The 24,528-nt window shown below is 61.0% G+C and carries 20 protein-coding genes; 15 read left to right on the plus strand and 5 right to left on the minus strand.

Annotation, left to right across the window (positions count from 1 at the left end):
• Positions 1-13 precede the first annotated feature (13 nt).
• Together ACSQ83_RS09945 and ACSQ83_RS09950 are read right to left on the minus strand one after the other, a co-directional pair.
• A complete protein-coding gene (locus ACSQ83_RS09945) occupies positions 14-940 on the minus strand; it encodes a 2-hydroxyacid dehydrogenase (protein WP_436228004.1) in 927 nt (308 codons plus the stop codon).
• Positions 941-2,104: 1,164 nt separating this feature from the next.
• Positions 2,105-3,007, minus strand: a complete 903-nt coding sequence (locus tag ACSQ83_RS09950) for a GNAT family N-acetyltransferase (RefSeq protein ID WP_436228005.1) — start codon at positions 3,005-3,007, stop codon at positions 2,105-2,107.
• Positions 3,008-3,348: 341 nt separating this feature from the next.
• Here ACSQ83_RS09950 and ACSQ83_RS09955 point away from each other — a divergent pair, with 341 nt between their 5' ends.
• The 11 genes from ACSQ83_RS09955 to ACSQ83_RS10005 all read left to right on the plus strand — a co-directional run bounded on the left by ACSQ83_RS09955 (position 3,349) and on the right by ACSQ83_RS10005 (position 15,848).
• Positions 3,349-4,827, plus strand: a complete 1,479-nt coding sequence (locus ACSQ83_RS09955; protein ID WP_436228006.1) for an aldehyde dehydrogenase family protein — start codon at positions 3,349-3,351, stop codon at positions 4,825-4,827.
• 231 nt (positions 4,828-5,058) lie between these two features.
• A complete protein-coding gene (locus ACSQ83_RS09960) occupies positions 5,059-5,727 on the plus strand; it encodes a haloacid dehalogenase type II (protein WP_414951703.1) in 669 nt (222 codons plus the stop codon).
• An 8-nt stretch (positions 5,728-5,735) separates the two neighbouring features.
• Positions 5,736-7,013 (plus strand): NAD(P)/FAD-dependent oxidoreductase, encoded by a 1,278-nt coding sequence (locus ACSQ83_RS09965; RefSeq protein ID WP_414951704.1) that lies wholly within the window; start codon positions 5,736-5,738, stop codon positions 7,011-7,013.
• A 72-nt stretch (positions 7,014-7,085) separates the two neighbouring features.
• Entirely contained in the window at positions 7,086-8,711 is a 1,626-nt protein-coding gene (locus tag ACSQ83_RS09970) for an ABC transporter substrate-binding protein (protein WP_436228007.1), read from the plus strand.
• Between the two features lie 93 nt (positions 8,712-8,804).
• The gene (locus ACSQ83_RS09975; RefSeq protein ID WP_414951706.1) at positions 8,805-9,761 is read left to right on the plus strand and encodes an ABC transporter permease; all 957 of its coding nucleotides are present in this window, start codon (positions 8,805-8,807) and stop codon (positions 9,759-9,761) included.
• On the plus strand, positions 9,758-10,714 hold the full coding sequence (locus ACSQ83_RS09980; protein ID WP_414951707.1) for an ABC transporter permease: 957 nt from the start codon (positions 9,758-9,760) through the stop codon (positions 10,712-10,714). Before ACSQ83_RS09975 ends, ACSQ83_RS09980 begins: the two co-directional genes overlap by 4 nt.
• Positions 10,711-12,561 (plus strand): ABC transporter ATP-binding protein, encoded by a 1,851-nt coding sequence (locus tag ACSQ83_RS09985; protein WP_436228008.1) that lies wholly within the window; start codon positions 10,711-10,713, stop codon positions 12,559-12,561. Before ACSQ83_RS09980 ends, ACSQ83_RS09985 begins: the two co-directional genes overlap by 4 nt.
• Positions 12,558-12,872, plus strand: coding sequence for a (2Fe-2S)-binding protein (locus ACSQ83_RS09990; protein WP_414951709.1), 315 nt, complete (start codon positions 12,558-12,560; stop codon positions 12,870-12,872). The genes ACSQ83_RS09985 and ACSQ83_RS09990 overlap by 4 nt, the downstream gene beginning before the upstream one ends.
• Positions 12,857-14,233, plus strand: coding sequence for an FAD-dependent oxidoreductase (locus ACSQ83_RS09995; RefSeq protein WP_436228009.1), 1,377 nt, complete (start codon positions 12,857-12,859; stop codon positions 14,231-14,233). Before ACSQ83_RS09990 ends, ACSQ83_RS09995 begins: the two co-directional genes overlap by 16 nt.
• Positions 14,230-15,432, plus strand: a complete 1,203-nt coding sequence (locus ACSQ83_RS10000; protein ID WP_436228010.1) for an NAD(P)/FAD-dependent oxidoreductase — start codon at positions 14,230-14,232, stop codon at positions 15,430-15,432. The genes ACSQ83_RS09995 and ACSQ83_RS10000 overlap by 4 nt, the downstream gene beginning before the upstream one ends.
• A complete protein-coding gene (locus ACSQ83_RS10005; protein WP_436228011.1) occupies positions 15,429-15,848 on the plus strand; it encodes a helix-turn-helix domain-containing protein in 420 nt (139 codons plus the stop codon). Before ACSQ83_RS10000 ends, ACSQ83_RS10005 begins: the two co-directional genes overlap by 4 nt.
• A 75-nt stretch (positions 15,849-15,923) precedes the next feature.
• Here ACSQ83_RS10005 and proX read toward each other — a convergent pair whose 3' ends face one another.
• From proX to ACSQ83_RS10020, 3 genes are all read right to left on the minus strand, one after another.
• Positions 15,924-16,952 (minus strand): glycine betaine/L-proline ABC transporter substrate-binding protein ProX, encoded by a 1,029-nt coding sequence (gene proX / locus ACSQ83_RS10010; RefSeq protein ID WP_436228079.1) that lies wholly within the window; start codon positions 16,950-16,952, stop codon positions 15,924-15,926.
• A gap of 331 nt (positions 16,953-17,283) precedes the next feature.
• A complete protein-coding gene (locus ACSQ83_RS10015) occupies positions 17,284-17,754 on the minus strand; it encodes an Lrp/AsnC family transcriptional regulator (protein WP_414951713.1) in 471 nt (156 codons plus the stop codon).
• 442 nt (positions 17,755-18,196) lie between these two features.
• A complete protein-coding gene (locus tag ACSQ83_RS10020; RefSeq protein WP_414951714.1) occupies positions 18,197-18,787 on the minus strand; it encodes an amino acid synthesis family protein in 591 nt (196 codons plus the stop codon).
• A 158-nt stretch (positions 18,788-18,945) separates the two neighbouring features.
• Here ACSQ83_RS10020 and ACSQ83_RS10025 point away from each other — a divergent pair, with 158 nt between their 5' ends.
• The 4 genes from ACSQ83_RS10025 (at position 18,946) to ACSQ83_RS10040 (ending at position 24,527) form a co-directional block, all read left to right on the plus strand.
• A complete protein-coding gene (locus tag ACSQ83_RS10025) occupies positions 18,946-20,775 on the plus strand; it encodes a helix-turn-helix domain-containing protein (protein ID WP_414951715.1) in 1,830 nt (609 codons plus the stop codon).
• Positions 20,776-20,867: 92 nt separating this feature from the next.
• On the plus strand, positions 20,868-21,857 hold the full coding sequence (locus ACSQ83_RS10030; protein WP_436228012.1) for a flavin reductase: 990 nt from the start codon (positions 20,868-20,870) through the stop codon (positions 21,855-21,857).
• Positions 21,858-21,873: 16 nt separating this feature from the next.
• Positions 21,874-23,385, plus strand: a complete 1,512-nt coding sequence (locus ACSQ83_RS10035; RefSeq protein ID WP_436228080.1) for an aldehyde dehydrogenase — start codon at positions 21,874-21,876, stop codon at positions 23,383-23,385.
• A 41-nt stretch (positions 23,386-23,426) separates the two neighbouring features.
• The gene (locus tag ACSQ83_RS10040) at positions 23,427-24,527 is read left to right on the plus strand and encodes an LLM class flavin-dependent oxidoreductase (RefSeq protein ID WP_436228013.1); all 1,101 of its coding nucleotides are present in this window, start codon (positions 23,427-23,429) and stop codon (positions 24,525-24,527) included.
• The last annotated feature ends 1 nt before the right edge of the window (position 24,528 follow it).

A 24,528-nucleotide genomic window follows, 5' to 3' on the forward strand; every position in this document is an offset into this window, starting at 1 on the left:
CGAGCGGCCAGATTCAGTAACCGCGGCTGCGATCGATTTGTCCGATCATCGGCAGGCCTTCCTGATGGCGTCGCAGATTGTCGAGCACGACTTCCACGGCGCTGTCCGGCCGCGTTTCGCTGGCGATATGCGGCGTGATCCGAACGCGCGGGTGCGTCCATAGCGGATGTGTTTGCGGTAGCGGCTCGGGATCGGTGACATCGAGGATGGCGTTTTGTAGCTGGCCGCTGGCAAGTGCGGCGAGCAGGTCATCCTGATTTAGATGTGGGCCGCGGCCGGTTTGAATCAACGATGCACCGCGTGGCAGCTTGTTGAATAGGGCGGTGTTGAGCATGCCGCGGGTGGCGACGGTGAGGGGGAGCAGGCAGATCAGGATATCGGTGCGCGCGAGGAAGGTGTCGAGCGTATTTGCGCCGGCATGGCATTCGACGCCTTCGATATCCCGGGCTGAGCGGCTCCAGCCGGCGCAGGGGAAGCCGAATAGTTTCAGCCGTTCCAGCACGGCGGTGCCTAATACGCCGAGGCCGAGTACGCCGATGCGCCGGGTTGACGCGGCGCGTACGGGCAGCGGGTCCCATGTTTTTTGTTGCTGCTGGAGTTGGTAGTCGAGGAGGTCGCGGTGGATGGTGAGCACGGCTTGGGTGACGTATTCGACCATTCCTTCGACGATGCCGGGTTCGATCATGCGGACTACGGGGATGTGTTCGGGCACGCCGGAGAGGTCGAATTGATCGACGCCGGCACCGATTGAGAATATGACTTCGAGGTTCGGTAGCGTGCGGGCGGGGTCTTCGGGTGGTTGCCAGGCGGCAAGGTAGCGGACCTTCGCGGGATCGCCGGTGTCTGGCCATATGCGGAACGGGATTTCTGGTGCTTTTTGGGCGAAGAGTTTTGCCCATTGGGTTCCGCGGTCGGAACTGGCCTTATAGAGAAATGTCATTTTGCTCGCGCCGGTGGACGGGGGGGTGTTAGGGGTTGGGGTTCGGGTCTATGCCGGGTTGGTGGTTCTTGCGCTAACGGTCTGAGTCATTGCCGGGTTGCTGCTTTTCAGGTTTTCGCGGGTTCCGTTCTGGCTGATCTTTTTCGCTCTATTAGCCACTGCGCGTGGCGGCGCGTCATTTCTTTGTCCAAAGCGACAAAGAAACGAAGCAAAGAAAGCGCTTTCACCTCTCTACCCTAAGTGTCCACAGCGTGCAGTTTTTATTCATGGGTGCCCCAAAAGCACGGTGCTCGCCAGAGCGGAGGATGTGTGAACCCCTCTTTCTCCGAACACGGATACCCCACGCTTCGCCACCAGTGACTGAACCTGCCCAAGGTACACCCCGCGCTATCCGCGTAAACCATCCACCAAATAGATTCGGATCCCGAAACATGCCGGCAACCCACTCAGAAATTGAATCACCGAAATGTGTAAGGCCACAGGTGGCCGAAATAACGCGCGTGCTAAACAAACGCCTAACAAAAATATAGCAGCCAAACTGGAAAATTTAACCTGCATCCGGCCGTCGCGCGATCTACGAAATTGCTACGCAGACCACACGATCGACCTGTCAGAACCCACGAATTAAGGCTATTTCCACGAGTATTGCTGCACAAACCGGGGGCTAACACATGAACAAAATGGGAGCCTAAAAAGCGCATGGGGCTGTGCTGGTTCATGGAACACGGGTGCTTGCCCGAGAGCGTACGGGGCGAAGCGTGTTCGTGTCAGTATTCGCGAGAAGGAGGGGTTCACACATCCTAAGTTCTGGCGAGCACCGTGCTTTTGGGGCACCCATGAATGAAAACTGCACGCTGTGGACACTTAGGGTAGTGCTGTTAAAAGCGTTTTCTTTGCTTCGTTTCTTTGTCGCTTTGGACAAAGAAATGACGCGCTGCCACGCGCAGTGGCTAATAGTGATAAAGAAAACATCCAACACTAAACCCGCGAAGACCTGGAAAGCAGCAACCCGGCATTGAACCCGACCGCTAACGCAAGAACCACCCTCGGCATTGAACCCGACCGCTAACGCAAGAACCACCCCTGGCATTGAACCCGACCGCTAACCCCAGAACCAACACCCCACCCCACTAACCCCAAGTGCGAACAACCCCCATCGGCCACTTACATTAAAGCCTGATTAATAATCCCAAACTGTTTAAAGTCAGCATCCGCGGGAGGAAACGCCCCGACCAAACCGTCGTCCGGCCCATTCAAAACCATTTTGACCACCGTATCAACCCGTGGCAAACCCAACCCGTCCAACCACTCCGTCAACCCACTATCCCCCGGGGTATCGATACGAACAAACATCCCCTCGTTCAACGCCAGCCAATGACTGATCAATGCCTTCGCCCGGCTCGAATCAGGCGCATCCGGCGCTACCACCGGCCCAATCGCAAAACCTCGCCCGAAACGCCTGAACAAGGCAAATCCAAGCAACTCGCCGTCGTGATCCAGTGCAATCCCATCCGCAGTCCCAAGCAACGCCGGCAACACCTCACTCCGATCCAGCCCGCACGCCCGCGAAGCCAGTTCGATCAACCGAGGCGCATCGTTAGCCCCAAGCGGCCGCAACCGCTCACCCGGCGGTAATGACACCAAAGGCGGCTGGAACGCCGCTCCCTGATGCTGGTCAAGCGACCCCACCGCACGGAAACCTAACTTCTCATACAACGGCTGGCCAGCCACCGTCGCGTGCAAAAACGTAACGCGCCCACCCAGTTGCTCAAGCACCAGTTCCATCAACCGCTTACCGATCCCTCGGCCCTGCCAGGCCGGCGACACAATCACCATCCCCAACGACGCGCGCTCAGCCCCGTAAGTCCAGTACAACACCGTGCCAATCACCCCCTCCGACACCTCCGCGACAAACCCCGCGCCCGCCTGCACCACGAAACGCCAGTCATCCGCCCGATGCGGCCACTTCAATTCAACAGTCAACGCATGCGCCGCGGCAATATCGTCGCCGGTAAAAGATCTATAGGTAACTGGTTCGCTATCTCGTTCATTGAATCGCTCGGACACGCCGACCTCCCTCGATGGCCTTCACTTCAGCCGCTCAGCAACCCCTCATCAGACTTCTCTTATCCAGGCTCAAATCAAGCTCAGGTCTCACGCCACCACTCTCGCATCCCACAAACAACGTGACTAGGACGATCTTTTCATGAAAGGACCCCGGAGCCGCGCCGCACGAACTTCAATGCAAAACGGCATGTCCGCACCCTCATAACGCGTGTGATCTGCCGAGCCAATGTTTTTGTCGACGATAAATGCTGCGCACCTAGCCCTACGATTTCATAAAGCCACGCAGCATTCGCGGCCGCTACCAAGACCGCTAGTCAAAGTGCTACTCAAAGGATCTTCATATGGATAGCTTCGATCCCGCCGCCGTCATCGTACGCAGCGGCCATTTTATTGGCGGCGACTACGTGGATGAAGGCGCACGCCGCATCGACGTCGCACGGCCATCGGATGGCATGGTGTATGCCTCGGTGCCGCTCGCGGACGCGGAGATGGTTGACCGTGCTGTCGAGAACGCATGGCAGGCATTTCGCACCAGCGGCTGGCGAACCATGCCGCCACGCGATCGTGCCCGCATCATGCGCCGTTTCGCTGACCTGATCGCCGCCAATGTCGACACGCTAGGCCCCCTCGAAGCGCTCGGTTCAACCCGCCCGATCCGCGATGCCACTCACTGGGACGTGCCGTTTACCGCCGAAGGCATTCGCTTCTACGCGGAGTTCGCCGACAAGATTGGCGGCGATGTGGCGGCCACGGATCACGATCACCTCGGCATGACGATCGCCGAACCGTACGGCGTGATCGGCGCTATCGCTCCGTGGAATTTTCCGCTGGTCATGGCATCGTGGAAGATCGCACCAGCACTCGCAGCAGGCAACGCCGTGGTGCTGAAACCCTCCGAAATGACACCGTTCTCGGTGCTGCGGCTCGCTGAACTTGCCATCCGCGCCGGCATTCCAGCGGGCATTTTCAACATCGTTCAAGGCGATGGCCGCACGACCGGCGACGCGCTCGTGCGCCATCCAAAAATCTCCAAGGTTACGTTCACCGGTTCCACACGCACAGGCGCCGCCATCATGGCTGCGTGCGCCGAGACGGGCACGAAGCCGGTGACGCTGGAACTGGGCGGTAAAAGCCCGCAAATCGTCTTCGCCGATGCCCCGCGCCTGGACGCCGTCGCGCGCCGTATCGCCGGGGCTATTTCGGGTAACGCGGGGCAAGTATGCGTCGCAGGCTCGCGGCTGCTCGTCGAGCGTTCGCTCGCGGAGCAACTGGCCGAACGCATCGCAGCTGTTTTCAGCGAACTGAAAGCGGGCGCGACCTGGACATCCGGGACAACCCTCTCGCCGATCATCTCGGAACCGCAGGCGGCGCGTATCGAAGCGATCGTCGGGCGCACGCTTGCCGGTGGCGCGACGTTGCGGTGCGGCGGCCTGCGATCCGACGGCTGCGGTGCGGGCGCGTTCTATGCACCTACGCTGCTGAGCGGCGTGACGCAGCACTCAGAAGCGGTTCAAGAGGAAGTCTTCGGGCCGGTGCTGACCCTGCAGACCTTCGATACGGAAGAGGAAGCGCTCGCGCTCGCCCAGCACCCCGATTACGGTCTGGCAGCGGGCGTTCATACAGGAGACCTGGGACGCGCGCTGCGGCTGGTCCGGGGTCTGGAAGCCGGCACGGTGTGGGTCAACCGCTACGGCAGGACGTCCGACTTCATGATCCCGACCGGCGGCTACAAACGCTCGGGCATCGGTAAGGACCTGGGCCGGCAGGCGTACGAAGCGAACCTTCGCTTCAAGAGCGTGCTGATCGATCTGCGCGAGTAGATCCAAAAAAGAAGGGCAAACCCTAAGCCCCGAAAGGGGCCAAAAGACAGCAGCAACCCGAACCGCAGACTCTGCTGCCGACACCCTGCAAAACGCTTGTTTTATGTTTTTGGATTGCGCGAATCAGGGACATCTTTGTTTTTGCGCTGATTAAATCTCTAACAGGAATGCGCTTTCCTGTTTTCGCCACTGAACCCCGCGCGGGTTCATATCAACGATAGGACTATCACCATGATCGAATTCGAACCGAAGTACATCACCTTCGACTGCTACGGCACGCTGACCAGATTTCGCCTCGCCGACACGACGCGCGAAATGTACGGTGACGTGCTGAGCGGTCCGGACATGGACAAGCTGATCGCGTTCTTCTCGGGTTATCGGCGCGATGAAGTGCTCGGTGCATGGAAGCCGTATCGCGACGTGATCGTGAATGCGTTCAAACGCGCTTGCCAACGCATGAACATCGATTTCGATGAAGCCAAGGCAGAAAAGTTCTACACCGCCGTGCCGACCTGGGGTCCGCATCCGGACGTGCCGGAAGGCCTCTCGCGGCTGGCGAAGAAGTACAAGCTCGTGATCCTGTCGAACGCGTCGAACAACCAGATCCAGAGCAACGTCGACAAACTCGGCGCGCCGTTCCATGCCGTGTTCACGGCTGAGCAGGCTCAGTCTTACAAGCCGCGCATGCAAGGCTTCGAGTACATGTTCGACAAGCTGAACTGCAACCCTGAAGACGTGCTGCACGTGTCGTCGAGCCTGCGCTATGACCTGATGACCGCGCACGACATGGGCATCAAGCACAAGGCTTTCGTCAACCGTGGCCATGAACCGTCGACGCCGTACTACGAGTACACCGAAGTCGACGATATCCCGCATCTCGCCACGCTGCTTGGACTGTAAGCCGCCGGATGAAGCTCGACTCCTACTGGCTCGACACCGCGCCGCCACTGCGCTCAACCACCGATGGCCCGGTCGATGGCCGCGTTGACGTGGCGGTGGTCGGGGCCGGCTTCACGGGTTTGTCGGCGGCGCTGGCGTTGGGCCGGCGCGGCGCGTCGGTGGCGGTGCTGGACGCGGGGCGGATCGGCGGCGGTGCGTCGGGTCGCAACGGCGGCCAGGTCAATACCGGCGTCGCCCAGGATTTCGCCGCGCTGGTCCAGCAGCTTGGACTGGAGAAGGCGCGCGGTTGTTATCGGGCCTACGCAGCCGCCGTCGATACCGTCGAACGCCTGATCCGCGAAGAGCAGATCGATTGCGATTACCTTGCATCGGGCAAGTTGAAGCTGGCGTCGAAACCGCATCATCTCGCGCATCTGGAGAAGACGGCGGAAGTGATCCGGCGTGAAGTCGATGCCGATATCGAGATCATCGGCCGCGACCGGATCTCGACCGAGATTCAGTCGGACAGTTTTTTCGGCGGCTTGCTGCAGCGGCATGGCGGCCAGATGCACATGGGCAAGTTCACGGTCGGTCTGGCGGACGCCGCCGCGCGTCATGGTGCGAAGCTCTACGAGAACGCGCCCGTGACATCGATAGAAAAAGCCGCTGACGGTGGGTACCGGATCGTGTCGGCGCGTGGCGAAGTTCGTGCAAACCAGGTGCTGGTCGCGACCGGACCGTCGCGGCAAGGACCGTTTGGCTGGTACCGGCGGCGTCTTGCACCGGTGGGTTCTTTCATCGTGGTGACGGAGCGCTTGCCTCCGGAGCTGGTGCACCAGGTCTTTCCGAATCGCCGTGCGTACACGACGTCGCGCCTGATGCATAACTACTTCCGCATCACGCCCGATTCGCGTTTGCTGTACGGCGGCCGCGCACGCTTCACGGCGTCCGAGCAGCCTTCTGACGCGAAGAGCGGTCGCATCCTGCAGGACGGTCTTGCGACCATGTTCCCGGCCTTGGCGCAGGCACGCATCGACTATTGCTGGGGTGGTCTCGTCGATATCACCGCCGACCGGCTGCCGCGTGCGGGCCAGCATGACGGCATCTATTTTTCGATGGGTTATAGCGGCCACGGCACGCAGATGTCCACGCACATGGGGCAGGTCATGGCCGATGTCATGGACGGCCGCGAGAGCGCCAATCCGTGGCGTGAATTCGAGTGGCCGGCGATTCCCGGCCACACGGGCAAACCGTGGTTCCTGCCGCTGGTGGGCACGTATTACCGCATCAAGGATGTGTTTTATTGATTCGTAGCCTTTCATGTAATCAAGCCGAAAAAACCAAAAATCAACCCCAGCCACCCTCGCGGAGAAGTCTCGATGAACAAACAAGATCTGCAACACGCCGATGCCCCAGCCGGGACCGAAGTGACCGAACTCGAGCGCCTGACGCGCCGGGGTGCGTCACGGCGCGAGGTGCTGCGTGCGCTGGCTGCAGCCGGCATGGCTTCGGTCACCGGGGCAGGGTTGCTCACCGCGAGCGGCGCTGCGTTCGCGCAGGCGAAGCCAAAGCAGGGCGGCAAGATTCGCGTGGCCACACAGTCGGCATCCGCCGCGGATACGCTTGATCCGGCAAAGGGCGCGCTCGGCACGGACTATGTTCGTGCATTCATGGTCTACAGCGGGCTGACCGAACTGGATTCGCATCTGGGCGCGAAGATGGCGCTCGCGGAATCGCTGGAAACAAAGGACGCGACCGTGTGGATCGTGAAGTTGCGCAGCGGCGTTCAATTCCACGACGGCAAAGCACTGGCGCCCGCCGACGTGATCTATTCGCTGATGCGCCATAAGGACCCGGCCACGGCATCGAAGGCCAAGACGCTCGCCGACCAGATCAAGGACGCGAAAGCCACGGGCCCGAATGAAGTCACCATCACGCTGGAAGGCGCGAATGCCGACCTGCCGGTGATCCTGGCGACCTCGCACTTTCTCATCATCAAGGACGGCACGACCGACTTCAAGACGGCCATTGGCACTGGTCCCTTCAAGATCAAGGACTTCTCGCCGGGCGTGCGTACGGTTGGCGTGAAGAACGAGAAGTACTGGAAGCCGGGCTTGCCGCATCTGGACGAAGTCGAGCTGATAGGTATTGGCGACGAATCCGCGCGCGTGAATGCGTTGCTTTCCGGCGACGTGCAGCTGATCAACGCGATCAGCCCGCGCTCGACAGGCCGCATCAAGGGCACGCCGGGTTTCACCGTGCTGGAGACGAAGACGGGCCAGTACACGGACCTGATTGTTCGCGACGACGGCGGGATTGGCGGCAACGCCGATTTTCGTCGAGGTATGTTCTATCTCATGGACCGCGAGCAGATTCGCCGCGCCGTGTTCCAGGGTTTCGGCACGATCGCCAATGACCAGCCGATCGATCCGACCAATAAGTACTTCATGCCGGGTATTCCCCAGCGTCCCTACGATCCGGAGAAAGCCAAGTTCTACTTCCAGAAGGCAAAAGTGGGTAACGCACCCGTGCAGATTTATGCCTCGCCGGCGGCCGACGGTTCGGTCGAAATGGCCGTGCTGTTGCAACAGGCTGCGCCCGCAGCGGGCTTGAACCTGCAGGTCACGCGTGTGCCCGCCGACGGCTACTGGTCGAACCACTGGATGAAACATCCGCTGGGTTTCGGCAATATCAATGCGCGCCCAAGCGCCGACGTGCTGTTCACGCAGTTCTTCAAGTCGGACGCGCCATGGAACGAAGCGAACTGGAAGAGTCCGAAGTTCGATCAGATGTTGCTCGCGGCGCGCGGCGATCCGGACGACGCCAAGCGCAAGCAGATCTACGGCGACATGCAGGTATTGGTGCACGAGAGCGGCGGTGTCGGCATTCCGATGTTCCAGAGTTCGCTCGACGGTTTCACGACCAAGCTCAAAGGCCTCGGATCGATTCCGCTGGCCGGCCTGATGGGCTTCATGTTCGCGGAGCATGTCTGGCTGGAAAGCTGAAGCGGGACCCAGTGGTCACCTAGTGGTCATGTAAAGCAGCAGCAAAGCACGCCGCCCGCGCGGGGCGTGCCGTTTCAACCCCGGAGGCGGATCATGAAAGCACACGCGTCACGACTTATCGCTGCTCGCCTGGGCCTCGCATTGCTCACGCTGCTGATTGTGTCGGCAGTGGTGTTCGGCATTACGGGGCTGCTTCCCGGCGACGCCGCGCAGCAGGCACTCGGGCAAGCGGCTACCCCCGAAGCAGTCACTGCGCTACGGCATCAGTTCGGGCTCGACCAGCCGGCCTTGCAGCGCTACTTCGAGTGGCTCTATCTGATTGTCACCGGCAACTTCGGCATGTCGTTATCGAATAGCTTGCCCGTGAGTCAACTGATCGCCACGCGCTTGCCGAACTCACTCGTGCTGGCCGGATTGACCGCCCTGGTGTCCGTTCCGGTCGCGCTCTTCATCGGCATCTCGTCAGCCATGTTCCGCGGCTCGCTGCTCGATCGCGTGCTCAACGTGCTGACGTTATCCACCGTTGCAGTGCCGGAGTTCCTCATTGCGACCATCGCCGTACTGGTCTTCGCCGTGAAACTGCGCTGGCTGCCCGCGTTGTCGTATTTGTCCGAGGTGTCGTCGTTCGGCGGCCTGCTGCGGATCTACGCCATGCCCGTCATGACGCTGTGCTGCGTGCTCGTCGCACAGATGGCGCGCATGACCCGCGCCGCCGTGCTCGACCAGCTCAACGCATCGTACGTCGAGATGGCGATCCTTAAGGGCGCGTCGCCCATGCGCGTGGTCCTGCGCCATGTGTTGCCCAACACCATTGGCCCGATCGCGAATGCGGTGGCGCTGAGCCTGTCGTACCTGTTCGGCGGCGTGGTGATCGTGGAATCGATCTTCAATTATCCGGGCCTGGCGAGCCTCATGGTCGATGCCGTCACGAACCGCGACATGCCGCTCGTGCAGGGTTGCGTCATGGTGTTCTGCGCGGCTTACCTGCTGCTCGTGCTGATTGCCGACCTGGCTCAAATCGTATCCAACCCGAGGCTGCGTCAACGATGAACCGACCTGCCAATTCTTCCATTCACCATCCCGGCAATGAGCTCTACGACATGGGCCTCGATGAAATCGTCAATGACCCGGCCATCCCCGAGCCTGAAGTTGCCGGGCCAAAAGCGGGCGTGCTGAAACGGCTGCACCGACGCTTCTCCGTGCTGGGTTTGATCGGCTTCGTGCTGGTCGTATTCTGGATGACCATTGCGGTCATCGGTCCGTGGATTGCACCTTATAAAAGCGGTGCGCTGTCGTCGGTGGATATATTCGCCGGGTCGAGCCGTGCGTTCGCGCTGGGCACCGACTATCTTGGCCGCGACATGCTCAGCCGGATTCTCTACGGCACGCGATACACGGTCGGGCTGGCGCTGGGCGCGGCGTTGATGGCGAGCCTGATCGGCACGTTCTTCGGCTTGATCGCTGCGGTGTCGGGACGTTGGGTGGATGAAATCCTGAGCCGCTTGTTCGACGCGTTGATCTCCATTCCAAGCAAGGTGCTCGCGCTCGTCGTGATCGCCGCGTTTGGTTCCTCCATCCCGATGTTGATGGGTGTCGCCGCGCTCGCCTACATTCCCGGCGCGTTCCGCATCTCGCGCTCGCTCGCGGTCAACTTGATGACGCTCGAATATGTACAGGTCGCGCGGGCTCGCGGCGAAAAACTGTTCTACATCGCGCGCGTGGAAGTGCTGCCGAACATGATCCATCCGATGCTCGCCGACTTCGGCCTGCGCTTTGTGTTCATCGTGTTGCTGCTTAGCGGCCTCAGCTTCCTGGGCCTCGGCGTGCAGCCGCCCAATGCCGACTGGGGCTCGCTTGTGCGCGAGAACATTGGCGGGCTGGCTGAAGGCGCGCCCGCCGTCTTGATGCCGGCTATCGCGATTGCGACGCTGACTATCGGCGTGAATCTGCTGATCGATAACCTGCGCCGCCGTGGCGGCCGCGGGCAAGGAGCTGCGCAATGAACACCGACGCGATCGACATGATTCAAGTGAAGGGCTTGCGCGTGGTGGCAGGCGCGGCCCCCGATCCGGTGACGGAGATTGTCAAGGGCGTCAACTTCTCGGTGAAGAAAGGCGAAGTGCTCGCGTTGATCGGCGAGTCGGGATCGGGCAAGACGACCATCGCGCTGGCGCTCCTGGGATATGCGCGGCAAGGATGTTCTATTAGCGGCGGGTCGGTGCGGATCGGCGAGACGGAAGTGTTTGAACTCGACCAGCGAGGCCGCCGGGCACTGCGTGCCCGGACCGTGGCGTATGTGGCGCAAAGTGCGTCCTCGGGGTTCAATCCGGCGCGCACGATTATTGATCAGGTAACCGAACCTGCGTTGCTGCATCGGCTGATGACGAAAGACGCGGCGCGTCGCAAGGCGGTCGAATTGTTCCGTGCGCTTGCGTTGCCGGAGGCGGACACGATCGGCGAGCGTTATCCGCATCAGGTATCCGGTGGCCAGTTGCAGCGTCTGATGGCGGCCATGGCGTTGATCACGGATCCAGCGGTAGTGGTGTTCGACGAACCGACGACCGCACTCGATGTAACCACGCAAATCGAAGTGCTTGCCGCGTTCAAGAAGGTGATCCGCGAGTTGGGTACTACGGCGATCTACGTGTCGCATGATCTTGCGGTCGTCGCGCAAATGGCAGACCGGATTGTCGTGCTGAACGGCGGCCGGATAAAAGAAGATGGTCTGGTGGCGCAAGTGCTCGACGCGCCCGTCGATGTTTACACGCAGCAGCTACTGGCTGCCACGCGGCGGCCCGAGCCGGTGTTATCGGTGCAGACGGCGGCGCAGAAACTCGCCGCACCCTTGCTCGAAATTCGCGGGTTAGCGGCGGGTTATGGCCGTATCGACCGATACGGCGCGCCGGCCGTGCGCGTGCTCGACGACGTGAGTCTGTCCATCGCGCGCGGCAGCACGCTGGGCGTGATCGGCGAATCAGGATCGGGCAAGACGACGCTCGCGCGCGTGGTGGCGGGTCTGGTCGACCGGGCGCGCGGTGAAGTTTTCTTCGATGGCAACCCGCTCCCGGCGCAACTCTCGAAACGGACTCCTGATCAATATCGGCAGATCCAGATCGTGTTCCAGAACGCCGATACCGCGTTGAACCCGAGCCATACAATCGCCGATATCCTCAGCCGGCCGCTCGCTTTTTATCATCATCTGCGCGGGTCGGCGGCGCGCAAGCGAATGCTCGAACTGCTCGATCTCGTCAAGCTGCCCGCATCGATTGCAGAGCGCGCGCCGGGTGGTTTGTCAGGCGGCCAGAAGCAGCGTGTCAACCTGGCGCGCGCGCTCGCGGCCGACCCCGCGCTGATCCTCTGCGACGAAGTGACGTCCGCGCTCGACACCGTCGTCGGCGCGGCCATTCTCGACCTGCTTGCAGAACTGCGCCGTGAGCTGGGTGTGTCGTACATGTTCATCAGCCACGATATTTCAACGGTGCGTTCGATCTGCGATGAAGTGATCGTGCTGTACGCGGGGCATCGTGTGGAAGCGGGCGAGCGCGACGTGCTCGTGGCGCCGCCGTATCACCCGTATACCGGCTTGCTGGTCGACTCCGTGCCGGCGCTGAAACCCGGTTGGCTCGACGCGCGCCGTTTGGTGGGCAGCGCCGCGTTGCCGCAGATGGGCGAAAGCGCGGACATCGCCGAGCTGTGCAGCTTCAGGGCGCGCTGTCCGGTTCGTATCGACGGTAAATGCAATGCCACGCCGCCCTCCATGAAGAAGCTGGCTTCGGGCGCCGAAATTCTTTGCCACCATTCAACGGACGAGTTGAGCCGGCTGCAGACTGTCGAGGTGGTTGAAGCATGAGCGGACGATTCGTGCGGCTGGCGGAAACGGAGCGTAAGACGTTTGTGATAACCGTCGATGGCGTCGCGCGCCAGGCAGCCGATGGCGACACGCTGATGGTCGCGTTGCTGACCGGCATGCGGACCTTGCGCGACTCCGAATTCGGCGACGGCAGGCGCGCGGGATTCTGCCTGATGGGCGCATGCCAGGATTGCTGGGTCTGGACCGCTGACGGCGAGCGCTTGCGTGCGTGTACAACGCCGGCGGAAGCGGGCATGTCGATCGTCACGCAATTGGCTGCAGACGGGGAGGGCGTATGGCCGCGCGGGTAGTCGTGATTGGCGCGGGACCAGCGGGCGTGCGGGCAGCCGAAGCACTGGTCGAAGCGGGTCTGCGGCCAACCGTCATCGATGAAGGGCGGCGAGACGGCGGCCAGATTTATCGACGGCAGCCGGACGGTTTTACGCGGTCGTACGAGACGCTCTATGGCACCGAAAGTGCACGCGCTGCCGCGCTGCATTCGACCTTCGACGCGCTCAAGAGCCGTATCGACTACTTGCCTGAGACGCTCGTCTGGAACATCGGGGCGAACGCCGTGCATCTAGTGAGTGGGACGTCGTACCGCACGCTTGATTTCGATGCGCTGATCATTTGCAGTGGCGCAACGGACCGGTTGATGCCGGTCAAGGGCTGGCATTACGCCGGCACATATAGCCTGGGAGGTGCCCAAGTCGCGCTGAAGTCGCAGGGGTGCTCGATCGGTTCCCGAGTCGTGCTGATGGGCACCGGGCCGCTGCTGTACCTTGTCGCTGCGCAGTATGTGAAAGCGGGCGCAGCGGTGTCCGCCGTCTTCGATACCTCCACGCTTTTACATCGGCTCAGCGCGTTGCCGAAGCTGCTCGCCATTCCCGCCGCGCTGAAAAAAGGCATCGCTCTGATGGGCGTGCTGAGGAAAGCGCGGGTGCGTGTATATCGCGGCGTGCGGCCATTGGAAATAAGCGGCTCATCGGAGCATGGCGTGAGCCACGTAGAGGTCGCGCTGCAAAGCGGCATGCCTTTGAAGGTGGCCTGCGATGCAGTCGCGATGGGGTACCACTTGCGCCCTGAAACGCAGCTCGCCGACTTGGCCGGCTGCGAATTTTCCTTCGATGACGCCACCCGGCAATGGCTGCCCGCTACCGATGAAGACGGCCGCAGCAGCGTGAAGGGCGTCTATCTGGCAGGCGACGGTGCGCGTATCCGCGGCGCGGATGCCGCTGAACGATCAGGCCGTCTCGCCGCCCTCGCTGCGATGCAGGACAGTGGTTTGAAGGTCGAAGGCCTGGCTGCCTTGCGTGAACAATTGCAGGTCTTCAGCCGCTTCGCGGCCGGCTTGCGCGCGGCCTTTCCGTGGCCGGCGCGGTTTGCGAGCATGCTGCCGGACGAGACTATCGTGTGCCGTTGCGAAGCCATCACTGCCGGCGAATTACGTCGCGTCGTCCGCGAAACCGGCGCGCAGGAAGCGAATCGCGCGAAGGCATTTTCGCGTGTGGGCATGGGCCGCTGCCAAGGCCGGTTTTGTGCTCACGCGAGTGCGGAAGTGATCGCAGCGGCGGCGTCCGTGCCGCTGGCTTCCGTTGGGCGGCTGCGTGGGCAAGCGCCGGTTAAACCGCTGCCGGTGGCGCTGGTCGAGGAAGAGGGGGCAACTGAATGACCGCGACACAACGAGCAGCTTCCGGTGCCCCTCATCAAGCCGATGTGATCGTGATCGGCGGCGGCATCATGGGCACGACCACTGCGTTCTTCCTTCGACGCCGCAACCCCGCTTGCTCCGTGATCCTGCTCGAGCGCGGCTTGACGGGCCAGCAAGCGAGCGGCGTCAATTTTGGCGGTGTCCGCAGGCAAGGCCGTGCGCTGCCGCAACTCGCAATGGCGAATCGCTCGCTCAACACGTGGCAGCGTTCGAAAGAGCTGCTGGGCGAGGACGTCGAATTCCTGCCGTCCGGGCACACACGGGTCTGTTATCACGCGCACGATGCGGATACCTTCGACCGCTATGCCGCCGATGCCCGGGCGTACGGCCTCAATCTCGAAGTGCTGCACGGCAAGGCGATGTTCGAGCGTTTCCCTTTTCTCGGCCGCGAGGTGCTGGCCGCTTCCATCTCGCCGCTCGACGGTCATGCAAACCCCCGCCTCGCCGCGCCGGCCTTCGGCCGGGCGGCGGCGCGCATGGGCGCGCAGGTGGTGGAGAACACGGAGATCGTGCAGGTGGAGAAGGACGGCGGCGGCTTTCGCGTGGAGACTGCGGCAGGCGTGGTGTATCGCGCAGCGCAGCTCGTGATTTGCGCGGGCGCGTGGGCGAGCAGACTCACTGAGCAGTTCGGCGAGCCGGTGCCGCTGCGCGCAAGCGGACCGCAAATGTCGGTCACTGAACCTGTGCCTTATGTTTTCAAGTCGTCGATGGGCGTGTTCACATCGATCAAGCAGGAGGGCATCTACTTCCGCCAGATTCCGCGCGGCAACATCATCATAGGAGGCGGCCCACCCGGTCCCGCCGATGCGCTAACGAGACGTGCATCCGTGCTGCCGATCAACACAGTGCGCCAGATTGCGCAGCTGCGCCGCCTGGTTCCCGCGATGGCTCCGCTGCACGTGATCCGCGTCTGGAGCGGTGTGGAGGGTTACCTGCCCGACGGCGAGCCGGTGATAGGCCGCAGCTCGACTACTGACGGACTGTTCTATGCGTTCGGCTTCAGCGGCTCGGGGTTCCAGATTGGCCCGGGCGTAGGTGAGACGCTGGCCGAGCTGATCGATACCGGTAGCACACCGATTCCACTCGATCTATTTTCGATCAGCCGGTTCGCGGCCTTTGCAACTTCATCGCAGGCTCAACCTGTGGCGGCGGCTTCATGAAACAAGCCATGCCGCTGACCGAAGCACGGGCGTTTATCGAAGCGCATTTCGATGAACCTGTCACGCTTGCACAACTTGCCGAGCTCTCGGCGCTTAGCGTCTCGCGATTCGCGACCGCGTTTCGCCAGCAGTTTGGCTCTTCACCATACCGGTATTTATGCGGGCTACGGATTGAACGCGCGCAAGCATTGTTGCTGGCGGGCATGCCGGGATCGGTGGTCGCGGCTGAAGTCGGGTTCTTCGACCAGAGTCATTTCGCACGGCATTTCAAACGTTTCTGCGGCATGACACCGAGCATGTATCTAAAGCGATCGCGCGCGAGATGTTCAGTACAGGGAGGCAGCGGCTTGTTGCGCGGCGCTGGTAATGGAGTTGAGCCGGCGGACGAGCACATGCTCTGCGAGCAAGCAGCGTGAGAGTAGAGCTCAATTGAATAACGGCGAAGATGCGCAACAGCGCGGTCACCGTTGCGCGCCTTCGCCGCCACTCATTTAGTGTGCGCTACGAGCCGTATCAACCCAGCCGTCGAACTGCGTTTTGTTCGCGGCCAGCCACTGGTCCGCGAGTGTCGAGACGACCGCTGTTGCACCGTTGCCCTTGCTGATCGCAAGTTCCCAGGCCGACCATGTCGCCGATGGGAAACGGATCTGCTCGACGAGCTTCTTCACGACCGGATTGGCCGCGATGAATTGCTTGTTCGCGACCGCACCGTAGTTCCACGATGCCATCGCCATACGGCACGGATTCGCGCCGCCCGCACATCCTTCAACGCCATTCACGAGCGCCGAGCCGTGGTTCGGCACGTTCGGCGGCAACGCGTCGGTGGGCGTCGGCAACCATACGACGTCTTTACCCGGCACCAGCACATTGACCGTCCACGACGGGCTCCACGCGTAGAAGAACGCCGGCTTGCCTGCCTTGACGCGCGTCACGACGTCCGCCATCAGCGCCTCGTATTTACCACTTACCGGATGCACGGTCTGACGGAGTCCGAACTTGTCCAGCTGATAGTTGACGACATCGCCGCAACTCCAGCCCGGATCACAACTGATCAGTTGCGCCTTGTCGTTGTCCCCAAACAGTGCGGCAATCTTCGGGTCCTTCATCTGTTCGAGACTGGTGATGTTGTGCGCTAACGCGGTCTTTTTATCGATCAGGTAACCATTGATTCCACCGCCAATAATTTCGCCCCCGCCGATCATTTCAGCCTGAGCCTGGACCACGCGGAAATCAGGTTCGCTCTGCGGAAAATTGACGTCGGTCTCCATGTCGACGTCGCCTTGCGCGACCGCTTGAAAGAACAGTACCGTCCCCATGGTGCTCAGATTCACCTCGTAGCCGAGCGACGTCAGCGCCTTCTTCACGATCTGTACCGCGACGTAATTCGCGCCCAGGCTGTCGGTCTGCGCGTAGTGAATTGTCTTGCCCGCACCGGGCTGAGCCTGCGGGGATGCGGCTACTGCGGGCGTTGCAAATGCCACGCTTGCTACGCACGCCGCGACCGTTGCCGCTCGCATCATTGCTTTCATGAAGGTCATCTCCCTGTTTGAATATTAAGGTTTGGTCTACTTCCGCTGCGGCGACTTATCGAAGTGAGGGATCGGTTTTTGCCGTCGCACGGATGGATATAAGTTACGTGACACTAAAAAATGCGTCTTCCATCGAAAGGAAGGACGGCGGCGGCAAGATGGCCTACCGTTCAACGTAGGGTGTTAGTTCGACGGCTTGGTCGCGGACAGTTGGGAGCGTGATGTGACGTGCGCACCTTGGCTTATCCATGGTGCGCATTCGGTGATTTGCCAGCGAGGGTAGGGGAAACCATCAGAGTCGTACATTGCCGTGAAGCGTTTTTCACTCCCAGTCGGGCACCCTGTCAGGCATGCTCTTCACGACCTTCGTAACGATATAAGTGAAGTAGCGTTCTATTCCGATTTCCCCTATCAGCAGTGAGTCAATGAAGCGCTGGTAGTGGTAAATATCGCGCGAGACCACGTGCAATACATAGTCCACGCCGCCGCCTGTCGCATAGCACTGCACGACTTCCGGCGCGGCCTGCATGGCCTCCTCGAAGCGCCGCATGTCCCGCTCTGTATGTCGTGCGAGCGTGACTTCCACCACGATCCGGCTCGCGTTAAGGGTTCCGACCCAGTCGAGTTCCGCACGATACCCCTTGATAACGCCGCTCTCCTCAAGCTTGCGCACGCGTTCCCAAGTGGGCGAAATCGACAGGTTCACTTCTTCGGCGAGTTTTGATTTCGTGATGCGGCCATCGCGGGCAAGAACGCGCAGGATGGCGATGTCGTAGCGGTCGAGCTTGATCACCGTCAGACGGCCACCGCGATAACGTGATCGCTTGGATCGTGCGCTTGGTAGCGTTTTTTGTCGTAATAGTGGCCGCTAGTTGGCACGGTCGACGCAATGGGTGATGCACGCATTACTGCTCCTTTACAAACAACCTTAGTAGTCGTGTCAAGACAACGAACGTGAGCTTTACGCTTGCTTGGTAAGCGCGCTCATTTGCGGATGTTGCCACAGGCACGAAACAGGAGCTAACGCTTCTTCATTGAAGACGTTGAAAATCGCATATGACAGATGCTCGGCCGGATAAGCGCTACAAGTCTGTCATCGTTTGAAAACATCCCCACGCCGAAGAGCCGTCTTACCGATCGGCTCTATCCAGCGACTTTGACGCCGGCTTCTCTGATATCGCGGCAACGCCGGCGTCTTTATCAACCGCAAGCCAGCGCCGCAGCCTTTTCGCTGATCAAGCGTTCGCCTTTTCGGCCTCCATCTCCGCCATGTCCTGAAAGCGATCAGCAATGCGCGGATGAGCGCGGCCGCCGTCCGCTGCGCCTATCGCGATCACGATTTCGTCGGGGCCGGGAGCATCCGCTACCTGGAACGTTGCCGTGATGAAGTGCGACCGCTTGCCCGTTTCCGACTTATGGATCATGGGAACAGACAGGAGCGCGCCGGGGGCTGAACGCGTGTTCGTGAAGCTGAGAAATGCAGTGCCGTTGACTGCCTCACGAAACATGTTGCCAAAGCGAAGCGTGTGGATCAGCGCCGAACCGTGCTCGATCTCACCGTTGACACCCACGGTCGCTGCCTTCCCATAAGCCTCCACGCGATCGGCCGGCATGATGGCCACAAGCCGCCGTGTCATCTCGGCGCCCAGCACCGGAGCAAGCCGCAGGATCTCCGGCCGGAGGTCTTCCACGAAGCCTTTTCCTGCCCACGGATTGCGAACGATTGCTGCAACGACCACCGTTGTAATCGGCCGCTCAGCCTTCCTTCCTCCCTCGATGACGGTCTCTTCAATAAACGTCGCGATCTTGCGAATCCCAGTTTCCATGTGCGCACTCCATTGGTTGGCGGGTGGGGATACTGACTTGTCCAATACGAATGCTAACGACGCAAACAGGGTGCGTCCTCCGCGCCTTCGAGGGATGAATCTTTTATTTTTTGCTACGTTATGTCGTATATTGAAATAAGACTTTTGGATGCTCTGATATGCCAGATCAACTGTCGCGGATCATGTCGCTTCGTGATGTCGCGAGCCAAATCAACTCAGATGGCGACCTCGATACGCTGCTGCGGGACCTCATCCAGGCGGCATGCCGGCACGGCTCGTGGGACCTGGGATCGATCATGACCGTGGACCTCGCGCATGGTTTCGCGCTGGTCACGGCGCGTTATGAAACCAATGCCATGCTGCGCCGCCCACTAGGAGATCGATGGGAACTGGCGACCAGTCCTGCGCTGGTTGCGCTGCAGCGTTTCGAGCCCGTATATATCCGCGATGCGCGCGAGTCCGTTGAATTCCCCGGGTATCGGCTTGAAGCGCATGAGCGCGGTTATTGCACCGTGCTGATCTATCCGATGGCGAGCGTCGACGGTGAAGGGCGGCCCATGGTCATGGCCGTTTCGTCGCGCAAAGTGGTGGACGTGTCCGCCGATGATCTCGCGTTCATGGGGATCATCGTGCATCTTGGGGCAATAGCGATTGAACGTGCGCATCGCCATCAAGCGCAGATTGCTGCGGCCGAACAATTGCGCCGCGTGCTCGGCGCGCAGGGTTCGCTGCTGCAGGAAGTGCTCGCCGGCGGCTCCATAGAAACCCTCACCGCCATGCTCGGCGATCTTCTCAATGCGCCCGTACTCGTACTGGATTTCTTCGCAAGCAGCTTGCTTGCGTCCGCGTCGCCCGTGCCTGACGCTCACGACAACGACGCGTGGCGTCTCATGCTGGAAGGGGCAACGGGCCGTCAGATTCTTGCCGAGGTCCGCGACGCTGTCACCACCCGGCACGCCGAGACCATCACGCTGCACCTTGGCGACAAGCTCTCGCTCGATGCCCGCATAGAGTCGCTCATGGTCGACGATGAAGCGGTCGGCGCTTTGCTGACCTTCGACAAGGCCGACGCGAATGATCTACAGAAACTCCTCATCGAAAGTGCAAAGTTTGCGCTAAGCGTTCAATTGATGCGTAGCGTCATACGCTTTCGCTTCGAGACGCGAACGCTCACTGAATTGTTCTTCGAAATCGTCGAGCGGCGCTGGCGCGACGAGCAGGACATGCTGCGCCGCGCCCGTCGCCTCGGGCTGTCACTCGCGGCGCCCATGCGCATGCTCGTGACCGATTTTCCGGATCGCACGGATGCGTCCGCGGATCTCTCTGTCGATGCGCATCGCGCGGTCGCGCTGCTTGCCGCGCAACTGCATGTTGCGGTGCACATCGTGACGGTTGGCGGCGCGCTGGTGTGCCTCGTGCCGCATGAGGAGGGTGTAGAACTGGACCGGGTTGCGCGACTGGCGCAGCGCGTCTCCGAGACCTTGTTCCGTTCGTTTGGCAGTGAACCCATCGTGGTCGTTGGCGACACATGCGAAGGGCTCGAATCGATTGCGAACGAATGGGAGCGCTGCTGGCGCATGATCCGGGTGGCCCGCACATTCGGCAGACGCGGTGCGATGACCGTCCCTGACTTCGGACCGTTGCCCATGCTGATCGGCGCCGCTGATTCCGCCGATGTGCGCAGCTTCATTGACGGCGCCATAGGCCGGGTAGTGGAGCACGACAAGAAGCACAAGTCCGCTTACCTTGAAACGCTCGCTGCCTATGTCCGCTCAGGCTGCCGCAGCCAGCATTGCGCCGATGCGATGGACCTTCACGTGACCACCCTGCGGTATCGCCTGTCGCGGATCTCGGACCTGTTTGGCATCCAGGTCGAAACGCCTGAGCAGCGTTTCGCGATCGAGCTTGCGTTGCAGCTGCATAGCCTGGTTGAGAACAGCATACCGTCAGCGAAGCGCGCTAAGTCAGTACCTCGAATGAGAGGGTAATCAGGCTCGGATGTCCTTCGATCCAGCGGAAGATATCGGATTTTGCATGGCTTAACTTAGACCTCAACGTAACGACGTTCGAGGTGAAGTACATGCAAGCCGAAGTTTCAGATAAACCCGTCGCCGTGGATCCGGTCGCCTTGCGCCGAGCGTTCGGCACCTTCGTGACAGGGGTGACGATCATCACCACCCGCGACGCCGAAGGCCGTCCGCGTGGCATGACGGCGAACTCGTTCACGTCGGTGTCGCTTGATCCGCCGTTGCTCCTCGTATGCGTAGGAAAGGGTGCGTCGAGTTATCCCGTCTTCCAGGATACCGGTCACTTCGCCGTCAATCTGCTGCACGAAGCGCAGACCGACGTCTCCAATCTGTTCGCCTCCAAATCCGCCGATAAATTCGCTGCCGTCAGTCATGACGGCGTCCACACTGGCGCGCCCGTGCTGACCGAATGCCTGACGTGGTTCGACTGCACGGTCCATGACCGCGTTGATGCAGGTGACCACACGATTCTCATCGGCCGCGTCCAGGCCTTTGGAACCAGTCCTTCAGCGCCGCTCGGCTTTTGCCGCGGCCGCTATGCGCAAGTCAAGGATCCGTTGCCGCCGGGCTGGCTCTCATCGCACAACATGATCGTCGGTTATCTCATCGAGGCCGAAGGATCATTGCTGCTGGCAAGCGATGGCAAGAATGGCTGGACGTTGCCCAGTGCACCGCACCGGCTCGTCAATGGCCGGCTTCCGATTGCAGGCGGAGACGACCTGGAGTTGCTGCCCGACGATACGTTCCTCTATTCCGTCTTCGATGCAGCCGGCAGCGACTCCGGTTACCTGATCTACCGCGCCCGCCTGGCGCTTCCGCGTGCGGCTTGCGAGATCCCCGAGAACTTCCGCTTCTTCCCGCTCGACCAGCTTCCCTACGACGACATCCCGACGACGGAAATACGGGGAATGCTGCGGCGTTATGTGAACGAAAGCGCTGGCGGGCGGTTCGGCATCTACATGGATTCACACGATGGCGGCCGCGTCGCGATGGTCAGTGCAGCGCAGCCTCATATGAAGCATTTGCAGCATTCGCAACCTTGAATCTGGAAAGGACATGATGAAAACGACAGTCGAAAGTTTGCAAGGGTCGAGACAGAATCTATTCATTCATGGAGAGTTCACGACTCCACGCAGTGGGCAATATGTGTCGAGTTATGACCCCACCACGGCTACTCCCTGGTATGAGTTTGCGCAAGCCAATGCCGACGACGTGGATGCCGCTGTGCGCTCGGCGCAAGCTGCATTGAAGAACCCTGCGTGGCGCCGGATCACGCAAACCGATCGCGGCAAACTGGTGCGCCGTCTTGCCGATCTCGTGCTCGCCAACGCGGACGAACTGGCGTTGATCGAATGCCGCGACAACGGCAAGCTCATCAAGGAAATGCGCGCGCAGATGCGGGCTATCCCTGACTCGTATCTCTACTTTGCCGGGATGGCCGACAAGCTTCAGGGCGATACGATCCCCGTCAACAAACTCGACACGCTGAACTTCAATTTGCGTGAGCCCATAGGCGTGGTCGGCATGATCATCCCGTGGAATTCGCCGCTGATGATGCTCACGGGCACGCTCGCGCCGTGTCTCGCGATAGGCAATACGATCGTTGTCAAACCGTCGGAACACGCGACGGCTTCAACGCTCGCGCTTGCTGAACTGGCTATCGAAGCGGGCTTTCCGCCGGGTGTATTCAACGTCGTCACGGGTGACGGCGCGACGACCGGCGACGCACTCACGCGCCATCCCGGCATCGCTAAATTTGTGTTCACTGGCAGCACGGTGACCGGTCGCAAGATTGCGGGCAACGCGGCGGAAAATCTCGTTCCCTGCCAGATGGAACTGGGCGGCAAGTCGCCACATGTCGTGTTCTCCGATGTCGACGTGGATAGGGCGGTGAACGGCGTTGTATCGGGCATCTTTGCGGCAGCCGGGCAGACCTGTGTGGCGGGTTCGCGCTGCTTCGTCGAGGCACCGGTGTATGAGCGTTTCGTCGAGGCGCTGGTCGAGCGCACGCGTCGCGTCAAGGTCGGACATCCGATGGCCGACGACACGGATATCGGACCGCTCGCTCTTGCCAGTCAGCTCGACAAAGTAGTGGGTTACGTCGCGTCCGGCGTGAGCGAGGGCGCGAAGATCGCGATCGGCGGAGGACAACCCAAAGACTCGGCGTTATCGCGTGGCTGGTACTTCCAGCCGACCGTGATGACGCAGGCCCGCAACGAGATGCGCTTCATGCAGGAGGAGATTTTTGGACCGGTCGTGGGCGTGGTTCCGTTCAACACGGAAGAGGAGCTCATCGCGCTCGCCAACGATACCGAATACGGCTTGGCCGCGGGCATCTGGACCCAGAACATTGACCGCGCACTGCGCTTTGCACGCGACATCGAGGCGGGCACGGTCTGGGTGAACACCTATCGTTCGGCGGCTTATATGTCGGCGAACGGAGGCACCAAGCGAAGCGGTTACGGGCGTCGCGGCGGCTTTGAAGTGATGCGCGAGTTCTCGCGTTTGAAGAACGTCGTGATCGACTACTCGGGCGCCATGCAAGACCCGTTCGTCATTCGTTTGCGCTGAGCCATGCGCGTTGCCAAAAAATCCAAATCAAGAGACTCATTATGAAATTTGCCATCTCAATCAGCATGGAGCGTTTCTCGCCGAAGGATTCAATGTCGACGGCCATGTCCAATATGCTGGCGCTGGCGCGCATGGCCGACGAAGGCGGCTTCGAAACGCTCTGGACCGCCGAGCATCACACGATCGAATGCACCGTCTCGCCTAATCCGTTCGCTATCCTGACTTGGTTGTCGCAGCACACGCAGCGCGTCAGGCTTGGGACAGCGACGCTGGTCGCGCCGTACTGGTCACCAATCCGGCTCGCTGGCGAAGCCGCCATGTGCGATCACCTGACGGGTGGACGCCTCGAATTCGGGATTGCGCGCGGTGCGTATCAGTACGAGTTCGATCGCATGGCCGGCGGCATTCCTCAGCAGGAGGGCGTAGGGTATATGAAGGAACTCGTGCCGGCCGTGCAGAAGCTCTGGGCAGGCGATTACGCTCATGACGGACATTACTGGAAGTTTCCGCTGGCGACGTCCGTACCCAAGCCATTGCAGCAACCTCATCCGCCCATTTGGGTGGCCACACGCGACCCCGGCAGTTTCGACTGGGCGGTTGGCATTGGTGCGAACATCTTGTCTACGCCGCTGTCCGCGCCGCCGGCTGAAGTCGCGGTGCTGGGCGAGAAGTTCCGCAAGGCCGTGGCCGACCATCCCGAGCGTGCGCGCCCGCGCTTCATGATGCAGCGGCGGACCTGCGTATACGATCACCCCGATGACTGGCAAACCGCCGTGCGTCACAGCGTGGATTACGGCCGCACCTTCGAAAACCTGATGCAGAACATTGGCACCGTCAAGGATGGTTTTCCTGAGCCTGTGCCGTACGAGACGGTGGCGAATCGTGCCAACTACGACCCCGCGAACATTCGCGATAACCTGATGTTCGGCACGCCCGACGAGGTGATCCGGAAGCTGCAGATTTACGAAGACCAGGGCGTCGATCAATATTGCCTGGGCCTCTCGTTCAACCTGCCGTTCGAGCTGCAGGTCAAGACGTTGCGTCTCTTCATCGATGAAGTGATGCCGAATTTTGCCGCGCGCGATGCCGGACGAAAACAGGATCCACAGGGCGAGCCGAGCGTCGCGGCTGCGGGGTACTGAC

The sequence above is a fragment of the Caballeronia sp. LjRoot29 genome (assembly GCF_964252755.1).
GTDB lineage: Bacteria > Pseudomonadota > Gammaproteobacteria > Burkholderiales > Burkholderiaceae > Caballeronia.